Origin of the sequence: Microbacterium invictum, from assembly GCF_014197265.1 — a bacterium.
GTDB lineage: Bacteria > Actinomycetota > Actinomycetes > Actinomycetales > Microbacteriaceae > Microbacterium > Microbacterium invictum.
This window is the reverse complement of the sequence record NZ_JACIFH010000001.1, coordinates 1,768,859-1,781,814: the sequence shown is the minus strand read 5'-3', so window position 1 is coordinate 1,781,814 and position 12,956 is coordinate 1,768,859. Positions and strand designations below refer to the sequence as shown.

At 69.7% G+C, this 12,956-nt stretch carries 9 protein-coding genes; 4 read left to right on the top strand and 5 right to left on the bottom strand.

Annotated elements, in window-relative coordinates; all coding sequences use genetic code 11:
* Positions 1-22 precede the first annotated feature (22 nt).
* A complete protein-coding gene (locus BKA10_RS08525) occupies positions 23-2,242 on the top strand; it encodes an NADP-dependent isocitrate dehydrogenase (RefSeq protein WP_183499501.1) in 2,220 nt (739 codons plus the stop codon).
* 72 nt (positions 2,243-2,314) lie between these two features.
* The gene (locus BKA10_RS08520; RefSeq protein ID WP_183499500.1) at positions 2,315-3,610 is read left to right on the top strand and encodes a hypothetical protein; all 1,296 of its coding nucleotides are present in this window, start codon (positions 2,315-2,317) and stop codon (positions 3,608-3,610) included.
* Between the two features lie 48 nt (positions 3,611-3,658).
* On the opposite strand, the gene BKA10_RS08515 is transcribed toward BKA10_RS08520, so the two are convergent.
* The 5 genes from BKA10_RS08515 to BKA10_RS08495 form a co-directional block, all read right to left on the bottom strand.
* A complete protein-coding gene (locus BKA10_RS08515; RefSeq protein WP_183499499.1) occupies positions 3,659-4,627 on the bottom strand; it encodes an acetylxylan esterase in 969 nt (322 codons plus the stop codon).
* A 228-nt stretch (positions 4,628-4,855) separates the two neighbouring features.
* A complete protein-coding gene (locus BKA10_RS08510) occupies positions 4,856-6,295 on the bottom strand; it encodes a L,D-transpeptidase family protein (RefSeq protein ID WP_183499498.1) in 1,440 nt (479 codons plus the stop codon).
* A 153-nt stretch (positions 6,296-6,448) separates the two neighbouring features.
* The gene (locus BKA10_RS08505) at positions 6,449-8,083 is read right to left on the bottom strand and encodes a SulP family inorganic anion transporter (RefSeq protein WP_248198859.1); all 1,635 of its coding nucleotides are present in this window, start codon (positions 8,081-8,083) and stop codon (positions 6,449-6,451) included.
* Between the two features lie 46 nt (positions 8,084-8,129).
* Complete coding sequence (locus BKA10_RS08500) at positions 8,130-9,779, bottom strand: SulP family inorganic anion transporter (RefSeq protein ID WP_183499497.1); 1,650 nt, start codon at positions 9,777-9,779, stop codon at positions 8,130-8,132.
* A gap of 110 nt (positions 9,780-9,889) precedes the next feature.
* Entirely contained in the window at positions 9,890-10,315 is a 426-nt protein-coding gene (locus BKA10_RS08495) for a hypothetical protein (RefSeq protein WP_183499496.1), read from the bottom strand.
* Positions 10,316-10,446: 131 nt separating this feature from the next.
* Between BKA10_RS08495 and BKA10_RS08490 the strand changes: the two genes are divergently transcribed.
* The gene (locus tag BKA10_RS08490) at positions 10,447-11,610 is read left to right on the top strand and encodes an ROK family transcriptional regulator (protein WP_183499495.1); all 1,164 of its coding nucleotides are present in this window, start codon (positions 10,447-10,449) and stop codon (positions 11,608-11,610) included.
* 68 nt (positions 11,611-11,678) lie between these two features.
* Positions 11,679-12,944, top strand: coding sequence for an extracellular solute-binding protein (locus tag BKA10_RS08485; protein ID WP_183499494.1), 1,266 nt, complete (start codon positions 11,679-11,681; stop codon positions 12,942-12,944).
* Positions 12,945-12,956: the final 12 nt, after the last annotated feature.

The following is a 12,956-nucleotide window of genomic DNA, read 5'->3' as shown; positions in this document are numbered from 1 at the left end:
CCCTATACGGAAGACGCTTCAGGTGACCGAGCCCACAATCATCTACACGTACACGGACGAGGCGCCGGCACTTGCCACCGCCTCCTTCCTCCCGATCATCCAGGCCTACACCGGCCAGGCGGGAGTGCACGTCGAGACGCGTGACATCTCGCTCGCCGGACGCGTGCTGGCGGCGTTCCCGCAGCGCCTCACTCCCGAGCAGCAGGTCGGCGACGCCCTCGCGGAGCTCGGGGGCCTGGCCACCCTCCCCGAGGCGAACATCATCAAGCTGCCGAACATCTCGGCATCCATCCCCCAGCTCAAGGCGGCCATCGCCGAGCTGCAGTCACAGGGCTTCGACATCCCGGACTACCCGGACGACCCGGCCACGGTCGAGGAGAAGGACATCCGCGCCCGCTACGACCGCATCAAGGGGTCGGCCGTCAACCCGGTGCTGCGCGAGGGCAACAGCGACCGCCGTGCGCCGCTGTCGGTGAAGAACTACGCGCGCAAGCACCCGCATCTGAACAAGCCGTTCCCCGCCGGTTCGAAGACCCGCGTCGCCACGATGGAACACGACGACTTCAAGACCAACGAGAAGTCGTGGGTCGCCGCCCACGACGACGTCCTCACCATCGCGCACACCGCGGCCGACGGCACCGTCACGGTGCTCAAGGAGGGCCTCAAGGTCCTGCCTCGCGAGGTCATCGACGCGACATTCCTGTCGGCGGCCGCGCTCGACGCGTTCCTGGCCGACACGATCGCGCAGGCGAAGGCCGAGAACGTCCTGTACTCGGTGCACCTGAAGGCCACGATGATGAAGGTCAGCGACCCGATCATCTTCGGCCACGTCGTGCGTGCCTTCTTCGCCGACGTCTTCGACACCTACGGCGAGCAGCTCGCCGCGGCGGGCCTGTCGGCCAACGACGGGCTCGGCACGATCCTCGGCGGCCTCGCCGACATCGCCGGCGGAGACGCGATCGCCGCCGCCTTCACCGCCGCGATCGACAACGGCCCGCGTCTGTCGTATGTCAACAGCGACAAGGGCATCACCAACCTGCACGTCCCGAGCGACGTCATCGTCGATGCGTCGATGCCCGCGCTCGTCCGCAACGGCGGCAAGCTCTGGGGCGCGGACGGCGGCGAGGACGACACGATCGCCGTGATCCCCGACTCGTCCTACGCCGGTGTCTACCAGGCCGTGATCGACGACGTCATCGCGAACGGCCCGCTGGACCCCACCACGATCGGCACCGTCCCGAACGTGGGCCTGATGGCCCAGGCCGCCGAAGAGTACGGCAGCCACGACAAGACGTTCGAGATCGCTTCGGCCGGTACCGTGCAGGTGCTCGACAGTGAGGGCACCGTGCTCATCGAGCACGAGGTCGGCGCCGGCGACATCTGGCGTGCCACGCAGACCAAGCACATCGCCGTCATGGACTGGGTGCGCCTCGCGGTCACCCGGGCCCGTGCGACCGGCTCACCGGCGGTGTTCTGGCTCGACGTGAACCGAGCGCACGACGCGCAGCTGATCGCGAAGGTCCACCAGGGGCTGGCGACGCTCGACACCACCGGCATCCAGATCTCGATCCTGCCGCCCGCCGAGGCCACGCGGTACACGCTCGCCCGCCTGCGTCAGGGCCTGGACACCATCTCGGTCACCGGCAACGTGCTGCGCGACTACCTCACCGACCTGTTCCCGATCCTCGAGGTCGGCACCTCCGCGAAGATGCTCTCGATCGTCCCGCTGCTCGCCGGCGGCGGCCTGTTCGAGACCGGTGCGGGCGGCTCGGCTCCCAAGCACGTGCAGCAGCTGGTCGCCGAGAACTACCTGCGCTGGGACTCGCTCGGCGAGTTCTTCGCTCTGGCGGCTTCGCTCGAGCATCTGGGCGAGCGGAACGACAACCCCAAGGCGAAGGTCCTCGCCGACACGCTGGATGCCGCGACGGGCACATTCCTCGAGAACGACAAGTCGCCGGGACGCAAGCTCGGCACGACCGACAACCGTGGCAGCCACTTCTATCTCGCCCTGTACTGGGCGCAGGAGCTGGCGCGGCAGACCGCCGACGCCGACTTGGCCGCCGCGTTCGCGCCCGTCGCCGAGACGCTCGCCGCCCGCGAGGACGAGATCGTCGCGCAGCTGCTCGCCGTGCAGGGATCCCCGGCCGAGGTCGGCGGGTACTACCGCCCCGACGTCGACCTGGTCACGGCCATCATGCGCCCGTCGGCCGTCTTCAACGAGGTCATCGACAACCTCCGGTAGCTCATCGTGAGAGAGGGGGTGGATGCCGCGGCATCCACCCCCTCTCCGTTTCCCCTGCACAGAATCAAGGCCATGACCGCAACACCGGTGATCGACTACGTGCCCGGAGAAGTGCGGCCCAGCGCCGCCCATGACTGCTCGCCCGAGAAGGTCGCCGCGCTCCTGCGCGCGCGGAACCTGCTCGCCTCGGTCGGTCGCGACGCGCTCGACTCCCTCGGGGCCGCCGCCGGACTGACCATCGAGCAGCTGCCGGTGCAGCTGTGCCTCGCCGTCACGGGCGACCAGCGCGTACTCGTCAGCACGGCCGACGGCCCGGCGCCCGGTCCGGCGCTCGCGGACGTCGTCGTCGAACTCGCCCGGGCGACCGGCTGCGAGGCCGACATCGCAGGGGAGTACGCATCGGGTGATGACGACGCCGGAGATGAGGCGGCCCCGGACGACACCCTCGGGGACGATGATTCCGAAGCGGGCCTGCACTGGGTGGACGTTACGGACGACCAGACGCTGACCGACGTGGTGATCTGTCGTGCGGGCACCGATGCGCTGCCACTGCTGGCGCGCGACGTCTCATCGCCGCTGCGCGCCGCGCGGGTGGGTGAGTACCTCATCGTCCAGTTCACGGCGGAGAACTCCGACCAGCACGAGCACGGCTGGATGGCGGGCGAGGGGCCGGTGATCGCCCTGTCCGGATTCGGTGGCGACCGGTACGTGAGCGTGCTGGTGGGTCGTGGCGTGCTGCCCGGTCAGGCGACGCTCGCGCGGACGGCGACGCTGACCCCCGTCTTCGCGCCCGGTGAAGTGGCGTCTGCGACGGTGCCGATCCTCGAGATGCTCGGTGACCCGCACCGGCAGCCGGACTCTCAGCTGTCGGCGCTGCGCGCCGAGGCGCCGTTCGCGCATGTCGACGCCCAGGCCGTGTCGGGGGCGCTGCAGTCGGATGACGACGCGCAATGGTTCGCCCGGGTGCTCACGGCGATCGGCCTGCCCGACGACGTCGCGGCGCTGGCCGCCGATGTCGCCGAAGGCGGTGCGCTGCCCGACGCGATCGAGGTCGAGCCCCTCGGACTGTGGGCCGCGATCCGAGACTCGCTGCGCCGGTTCGATCAGGACGCGCTCGACCAGACCCGCCGCCGTGGCCCGCTGCGCCGCCTGCACGCGCTGAGCATCCGCAAGCCGCTCGCGGTGCTGGCGACGGTCATCCCCGAACTGGCCGTCGGCATCCCGGTGCTCGCGTGGGTGTGGTCGTCCGCCCCGCGGCCATGGTGGGTGATCGCCGCGGGCGTCGTCGCCGTGCTCCTCATCGTCGACGCGGTCGCCGACCTCGTGCTGATGACGGTCCGGTTGCGCCGGCGTCGCGCGCGGAACTGACCGGCCGAAGGCGAGTGGATGCCGGAGGCCCCGGCATCCACTCATCCATCACGTTCGCGCGGCGAGGAACTCCGCCTGCACCATCCACTGCACGGCCTGGCCGCCTTCGTGCTGGTTGTACGTGTAGACCTCGATCTGCTTGTCGGCCTGGCCGTAGCGGTTGAACGCCGCGAACACCGTCGACGGCGGGCAGATCATGTCGTGCAGCGCCACCGAGAACAGCCCCGGAGCGGTGGCGCGGGTCGCGAAGTTCGCCCCGTCGAAGTATGACAGCGTCTCGAAGACCCGGTCATCCTGGCCGCGATGCACCGACAGATAGCGGACGACCTCCTCGTACGGGTCGTGCCCTGTCATGCCCACCGACCGCTCGAAGTGGCACAGGAACGGCACATCGGGCAGCACCGCCACGAGGCCTTCGGACAGTCCGGCAGCCGCCAGCGCGATCCCGCCGCCCTGGCTCACCCCGGCGACGGTCACCCGCGCGGGGTCGACCTGCGGCAGCGCCCGGACGGTGTCGACGGCGCGCACCGCGTCGGTGAACACGCGCCGGTAGAAGTACTCGGCGGGGTCGAGGATGCCGCGGGTCATGAACCCCGGCGTCGCAGGGCCGCTGCCGTGCGGATCGGGGGTGTGCCCGCCGACGCCCCACAGCGCGCCCTGGCCGCGGGTGTCCATGACGAGGTGCGCGTAGCCCGATGACGCCCAGCCGATCCGCTCGACCGGCAGGCCGCGTCCGCCGTTGTATCCGATGAACTCGACGACCGCCGGCAGCGGCTCGGTGGCACCGCGCGGCACCGTGAGCCACGCCTTGATCGGATCGCCGGCGTACCCCGAGAACGTCACGTCGAAGACGTCGATGGTGGTCAGCGGCGAGGTGACCGGCTCGACGACCGGATCCTGCGCCGCCGCCCGCGCCTCGGCCAGCGTGGCGCGCCAGAAGTCATCGAAGTCGGCCGGTTCGCGGACGTCGGGCGTGTAGGACTGGAGCTCCTCGAGCGGGAGGTCGAAACGTGGCATCCACACAACCTACCGGGTGTTGGGAAACGTTATTCGCGCCCCCCGGCGCCACCTACCGACGAGAGAACACCGCACGGACGAGAGAACGCCTGACAAACGAGAGAACACCTCACGGACGAGAGAACGCCCTTCACCCGTTCTCTCGGCGGCCAGTTGTTCTCTCGGCGGCCAGTTGTTCTCTCGCGGCCGGGACACGCGCGGGCACGCGCGCGCACGGGGGGAGCCCGGTCAGGCGTGGATCCACACCTCGACGCCGTCGGGCGCCCAGTTGTAGATCTGCTGCGCGCGGTAGTTCGGCATGCCGACGCAGCCGTGGCTCATCTGGTTGCCGAAGTTGTTGTGCCAGTAGATGCCGTGGAATGCCTGGTCGCCGTTGAAGTACATGACCCATTCGACGTTCTCGACCTCGTAGTTCCAGTACGGGTTGTCGGGATCCGACGCCGTCATCGTCTGCGAGCGGACGTGCCAGTTGATCGCGTACCGGCCTTGGATGGTGGGCGAGATGTCCAGGCCACTGGAGATCGCCCACGAGTCGGTGACCGCGCCATTCTCCTTGACGTAGAGCCGCTGCTCGCTGAGGTCGACCTCGAGCAGTCGCACGGACTCGGCCATCGAGTGTGGCGTGACTTCGACCGGCAGCTGGTAGGCGGGATCACCTGAGGCGAGCTGGTCGGCGAAGGCGTTGGCCACCCCGTCGGTGTCGCCCAGCACGCGACCGTCCTGACCGGCGACCGGAGTGGCCAGCACCTTGCCGGCCGAGTTCACGATGACGCTGCCGTTCACCGGCTCTTGGTCGACCTTGTCCCCCAGCGCGTCGACGAAGGGCTGGATCTTCGCGGCGTCCGCGGCGATCGTGAACTGGCCGGAGTCGTCTGCCTCGACCGTCAGCCACTCCACCGCGGTGGCCGCCGCAATCGGCACCACCCGCTCGTCACCCACGTAGAAGCCCACCTTCGCCAGCATCGCGTTGAGGGCGCTGGCGGTGCCTTCGGCGTTCGCGGTGGTGGTGGTGGATTCGATGACGGATGCCGTGGGCGTGAGCGTCAGGCTCGTCTCGCCGGCGGCGAATGCGTCGTTCAGCGCGGACTGGATCGCGAGGATGTCGACGCCCACGCCCGCCTCGGCGGGAGTGGCGACGTACGCCTTGCCGTCGAACGCGATCGTGGCGGCGACCGGGTCGGTGAACAGTCCGGGGGAGGCGGCACGCAGCGCCGCGGTGGCGACCTCGGCGTCGATCGAGACGTCGGCGGTGACCGGGTCGCCGAACCACTGCGACACGTTCCACATCGGGCGCTCGTCATAGGCCTGTGCGGCCAGGGCACTGGCATCCACGCTCGCACCGAGCTCGGCGCCCGTGAGGGTCGGTCCGCCCTCGCCGAACGTGATCGTGGTCTCGGCGAGCCGGTTCTGGATGGAGTCGGTGGCGCTGCCGGCGGTCTGGAAGCCGACGGGGGCACCCGCAACGGCGGTGCCCGGGGCGATCAGTACGAGCGAGCCGGCGACCAGGCCCACCACGGCAAGACCCGCGGGGATGCCGATCCAGAGCCCGAGGCGACGCTTCTTCGCGGCCGACTCCACCGGTGCCCACGCGACGGCCGGGGTCTCGGCAGCGGTCGACGACGAGCCGGCCGACTCGTCGGCCTGGTCTCTCGTAGCCAGATCGGTCACGGTACACACCCCCCGGTTTCGCGCACCCGCGCCTTCATATGGTACGGGACGCGGTCTGGATCCCGCTCCGCCGAAGCTGTGAACGCACGCGTCGGCCAGGATGCCGGGAGTGTCCGCTCACCCATGACGGGTGGCTGCGCGACGGGGCCGCGATCACCGTGCCGTGGCGGCCATCGCCTCCGCGACGGTGGCGTGCACGCGTCCGGCATCCTGCAGGTTCGCGTACCAGCCGACCTTGCTCGCGACGGCAGCGGCGCCGGCGGGCAGAGCGGCCAGGTGGAGCGTGACGCCCTTCGCAGTCAGCTCGCGGTCGAGGTCTTCGAGCGCGTCCAGCACGGTGATGGTGACGATGTCGAGGCGATCGAGATCGAGCACGACGGTGCCGACGGGCGCGTCCGGCGTCGTCGCCATCGCGATGATCGCGCGCTCGTTGGCGAGCGCGTTGGCGGTGTAGAGCCCGCGGCCGATATGGATGGCGATGGCGTCTTCGCGGCGATCCATGACGTCCAGGCGGGGAATGTTGATCTCACGGAGAACGAGGATCAGCGTGATGGCGACGCCGACCGCGACAGCCGTCAGGAGTCCCGCGGTGAGGCCGACCAGCGCGACGACGAGGGCGATCCAGAAGTCGATGGGGCTGATGCGCGCCCAGCGCACGAGTTCGGGGATGTTGATGAGGCCGATGACGGCGACGAAGACCATCGCGGCGAGCGTGGCCTGGGGGAGCAGCGAGAGCACCGGGCCGAGGAACAGCGCCACGAGCAGCGCGAGGACGACCGTGACGATCGTCGCCACCTGGGTCTTCGCACCGGCACTCTGATTCACGGCGCTCTGCGAGAAGCCGCCGGCTGCGGGCATCGTGGTGAAGAACGCCCCGGCGATGTTGGCGGCGCCGGTCGCGAGCAGTTCCTGGTCGCTGTCGATCTGCGGTTCGCTGCTCTTGCGGATGCCGCGGGCCACTGCCGCCGATTCGAGGAACGCCATGACGGCGATCGCGAGTGCGCCCGGCACGAGTGCGCCGATCTGCGAGAAATCGGGCAGGCCGGGCACCGGCAGGCCGCTCGGCACGGGAGCGATGAGCTCGATGCCCGCGTCATCGATGCCGGTGAACGCGACGAGCAGGATGCCGGCGGCCACCACGATGAGCGACCCGGGAATGCGCGGGGCGAACCTCTGGAGCAGTACCAGCACGAGAATCGAGCCGACCGAGAGCCAGATCGTCGGCCAGTTCACGCTGTCGAACGCTTCGCCGACGGCGACGAGCGAGCGGATGAACCCGTGCCCGGAGAAGTTGAACGTCTCGCCGAGCAGCTTGGGCAGCTGCCCGACCGCCACCGTGGCACCGACGCCGATCTTGAGTCCGAGCACGGTCGCACCGCTGATGTTCTCGACGAGCGGGCCGAGCCTGAGCAGACGAGCGATGACCAGGACCACGCCGACGAGAAGCGCGAGTGTCATGAGCGAGCCGAGCGCATCGTCCGATCCCACCGCGACACCGGCCGACACGAGCGTGGTCGCCGTCAAAGTCGCGATGGTCGAGGTCGTCGATACGCTCATCGCGCGGGAGCCACCCAGCAGTGCGTAGACGAGCATCGGCACGATGCACGTATACAGCCCGACCTGCACGGGCAGATCGGCGATGGTCGCATACGCCATGGCCTGCGGCACGACGACGGCGCCGGCGGCAAGCCCGCCGACGATGTCGGGAGCGAGCCAGGCGCGCCGGTAGCCGGCGAGCGTCGGCATCAGCCAGGAGGCACGCGCAGACCGGGCGGAGGGGGATGTCACAGCGCTCACGCTAACCCGCTTTCGAGCGCGTCTCGCCGCAGCCGGCCTACTCGCGCACGGTGGCGAGGGCTGCCACCGCTGCGCGGTTGGTGGGGTAGATCGTCTCGTCGGCGAGGATGCCGAGGGCCTGCAGTCGCTCCCGCGACTGCGGACGCAGCCGGCTGAACGCGAGGGACACGTGGTGGTCGGCGAGCCATTCCTTCAGGCTGTCGAAGGCCTCGGCCGCGGTGACGTCGGCATCGGTGACGGCCTCCATGTCGACGACGAGGTGCCGGACCACGCCTTCACCCGGCGAGGTGACGGCGGCTTTCACCGCCTGGCTGAACACATCGCCGTTCGCGAAGAACAGCGGTGCCGCCATCCGGACGACGATGACGCCGGGAGCGGTCACCGTACCGGCGGGTGCGTCGTCGAGCAGCGACTCGCCGGGCTTGTCGTCGGCGGCCAGCACGTCGATCGCCGGGCTCGCGGCGCGCTTGGCCAGGTTGATCAGCGCCAGCACGAAGGCGACGAGGATGCCCGGGATCGATCCGATGAACAGGGTCACGAGGAAGCAGGTCGCCCCGATCGCGAACTCGAACCGGTCCATCCGCCACAGCCGGCGGAAGTCCTTGATCCCCAGCAGCGGCAGGATCGCGACTCCCACGATCGCGCCGATCGCGGGGGAGGGGATGTCGGCGAGCAGCGCCGTGCCGAACAGCAGGAGCAGCAGTGTGCCCACGGCCAGGACGATCGACGGCAGCTGTGTGCGCGATCCCGCCTGATCCATGGCGGCGGTGCGGCTCGTCGACGAGCCGACGGCGAAACTGCCCTGCGCGCCGGCGGCGATGTTCGACAGTCCGAACGCGAACAGGTCGCGGTTCGGGCGCGTCTTGTAGTGCCGCTTCTCTCCGTAGGAGCGCGACACCAGCAGTCCCTCGGCCGTGGTCACCAGCGTCAGCGCGATCGCGGAGGGGATCAGGGCGAGCCACTGCATCCAGTCGAGCATCGGCCAGGTCACCGCGGGTGCGCCGGCCGGCACCTCGCCGAGTACGTCGACGCCCTGCTGATCGAGCGCCGCGACCACCACGACGACCGTCGCGAGGACCAGGACGACCAGCGCCCACGGCACGAACGGCAGCAGGCGCCGGCCCAGCAGCAGGATCGCCACGCCGACGACCGAGATGGCCAGCGACCAGAGATTGAGAGTCGGCAGCCCCGTGATCAGACCGCCGATCTTCTCGACGAACTCGCCACCCGAGTCGATGTGCACCCCCAGCATCTTCGCGATCTGCGACACCAGGATGTCCAGCGCGAGCCCGCCGACGAACCCGACCAGGATCGGCTTGCTGAGGAAGTTCGCGAGGAATCCCAGCTTGAACACCGCGAGTAGGACGAACATGACGCCGCAGATGATGGCCTGGGCCAGCGCCATGGTGGCGTAGCCGGCGCTGCCGGCCGCCGCGAGACCCCCGATCGACGAGGCGACCAGGGCCGCGGCCGCGGCATCGGGCGAGGCGACCAGCTGACGTGACGACACGACGAGCGCGTAGATCACGGTGGGGACGATGAGGGCGTACAGGCCCGCCGTCGCGGGGAGTCCCGCGATCTGCGCGTAGCCGATGTTCAGCGGGATGGCGATCGCCAGGAGCGTCACCCCCGCGAGCAGCTCGGTGACGAGGTTCTTGCGCGTCAGGCCGGCCAGCGGTGGCTGCACGAGGGGTCCTCCTGACGATCGGCGACGGGCAGAACCAGACTGCCCGCGCGGGGCCCGGAAGTCACCACCCCGGATGGGAGTTCATGCGGAGCGGGGGAGGATCCGCGCGTTCACGACGGGTCGCACAGCTCCCGGAACCGTGAGAACGACTTCTGCATGCTCGCGATCGGCGCGGCCAGCGCCGCCGACTGCGAGAGGTCGCCGCCGGCGATCGCTACGAGTGCCGCGCCGATCGCGGCGAGGTCATCCTGCATTCCGGGCAGCAGTGCGGCCACGTCCGAGTTCGTCACGGAGTCCGACGCCGTGTGCAGACGCTCGCCCACCTCGGCGATCGCGTCGGCGGCGGCAGCCGGGTCGGCGGGATCCACCTGGCCCAGGGCCGCCACGGCGTCGGCGACCGCTTCGCTCACCTCGCCGCACGCCGAGGCGACAGACTGCGAGTCGGCGGTGGGCGCGGGTTCGGACAGGGAGTCGCAGGCGACGAGCCCGAGCAGGAGGACCACGACGACGGGCACGGAGGACAGGCGGCGGGTCATCGTTCCATCCTGGCGGGCGGTGCTGGGAGTGATCCGGGAGCGGTCGACGGAATGTAACAGTTTTGTAAACACGCCTACCAAATCACGTCCACGACTTGCGCGATGTTTGTTCGTAAGGTCTACTAACAAACATGCAGAGTAGCACCCGTGAGACCAACGCGACCGCTGGCCGATCCTTCGGGGCAGGCCGCGTGCTGCGCCACTCCACCAAGGTGCTGCCCGAGCACGCCCGCGCGCACAACCGGTCCCTCGTGCTGCAGACCCTGTTCCACCAGGGTGCCATGAGCCGCGCCGACCTGTCGCGCGAGACCGGCCTGACGCGGGTCACGATCTCCGACCTCGTCGCCGAACTCATCGCGGACGGGTACATCGTCGAGCGGGGCATGCGCGAGATGAGCGGGCCCGGAAAACCTGCCATCCTGGTCGACCTCGACCGCGAAGGCCACCGGATCATCGGCATCGACCTGTCCGGCAGCGACCGCTTCCTGGGGGCGATCCTCACGCTCGACGGCGAGATCGTCGCCCGGCACGACGCCGATGTGCCCGCCGATACCGCAGACATCCTCGCGGTGGTCGTCGACCTCGCGCGCACCCTCGTCGCCGACGCGCACGCACCGGTGCTGGGCGTCGGCGTCGGCACGCCCGGTGTCGTGAACGACCGCGGCGTGGTGCTCACCGCCCCCAACTTCGGCTGGGCCGATGTCGACCTCGAGGGCACGCTGGCCGCCGCACTCGATGCGCCCGTGGTGGTCGCCAACGACGCGAACGCCGCCATCCTCGCGGAGTACACCTTCGGGGGCGCGGGTGACGACATCATGCTCGTCAAGGTCGGCAAGGGTGTCGGCTCGAGCCTGCTCGCCGGCGGTCAGCCGATGCGCGGCAGCCGGTTCGCCGCCGGTGAGATCGGCCACGTCACGGTCGGCACCGACGGCGGCCCGGCGTGCGTCTGCGGCAAGGTGGGCTGCCTCGAAGCGTGGCTGTCCGCCCCGTCGCTGGGGGCGCGGGTACAGGATGCCGGTGCCGAGGCCGACGCGGTACTCCGCGACGCCGGTGAGCGCCTGGGCATCGCGCTGGCACCCGTCGTCGGCGCCCTCGATCTGTCGGAGATCGTGCTCTCCGGCCCCGCTGAACTGCTCGACGGTCCCCTTGCGGAGGCCGCCGTCGACACACTCCGCACTCGGACGCTGGCCCAGTTCCACGACGGCATCCGAGTGCGCATGACGGAGCAAGGCGAGGACATCGTCCTGCGCGGCGCGGCCGTCATGGTCCTGTCAGGACAACTAGGGGTGTCCTGACGCCCGTCATCCCCCGGATGGGTTCCACCCGACCCCTGAGACAACCAAGAGAACAGAAGGAAGACACCATGAACAAGAAGCTCGGAGCCCTCGCGCTTCTCGGCGCTTCGGCTGTCGTGCTCGCCGGCTGCTCGGGCGGCGGCAATGATGCCGACCCGGGTGCTGCGGAGACCGGTGACCTCACCGTGTGGCTGGTCGGCACGGACACGCCTGACGCCGCCCGCGACTACCTGAAGACCACGTTCGAGGACGAGAACGAAGGCTGGACCCTCACGATCGAGGAGAAGACCTGGGCCGACACGAACGAGGCATACGTGGCCGCCCTCTCGTCGAACGACGCCCCCGACATCGTCGAGGTCGGCAACACCCAGTCGCAGGGCTTCATCGCGCAGGGGCTGTTCGAGGACATCACCGACCTCAAGGACGAGCTCGGCGGCGACGACATGCTCGCCAGCTTCGTCACGCTGGGCAGCGAGGGCGACAGCCTGTACGCCGTGCCGTACTACGCCGGCTCGCGCATCGTCTTCTACTCGTCGAGCATCACCGGCGACGACATCCCCGCGACGCTCACCGACTACGTGGCGGCCGGCACGGCGCTGACGACCGACACGCTCTCGGGTATCTGGGCCCCCGGCAAGGACTGGTACAACGCTCTCGCGTTCGTCTGGGCAAACGGCGGCGAGGTCGCCGTCGAAGACGGTGACAGCTGGGACGCGCAGTTCTCCAGCCCCGAGTCGATCGCCGGACTCGAGATGCTGCAGGACGTGTACCTCAACGCGAACGTCGCCCCGGCCGACTCGAACGAGGCCGACCCGCAGGTGCCGTTCTGCGCCGGTGAGATCGGCTACCTGTCGGCTCCGTCGTGGGTCAAGTGGTCGATCCTCGCTCCCACCGACGCCGACAACCCGGGCTGCCCCGACACCTACGGCGCCGACCTGCACGCCTTCCCGCTGCCGGGCATGACCGCCGGTGAAGCAGCGCCGGTGTTCGCCGGCGGGTCGAACGTCGCGATCGCAGCGAAGAGCGACTCGAAGGAGATGGCATCCGCCGCTCTGAAGATCATCCTCTCGGAGGGCTACCAGTCGATCCTCGCCGAGAACGGCCTGATCCCCGCGCTCAAGTCGTTCGCCTCGCACCTGCCCGACGACGAGATCACCCAGGCTGCGGCCACGGCGACCGCGGCATCGAAGTCGGTGCCGGCCAGCCCGAACTGGGCCGAGGTGGAGTCGTCGCTCGTGATCCCGGACGCGCTTGTGAAGATCGCTCAGGGCAATGACGTGGCGCCGATCGCCGAGGAGCTCGACAAGCAGATCGAGGCCATCCTCAACGGCTGACCCGTTCAGCTG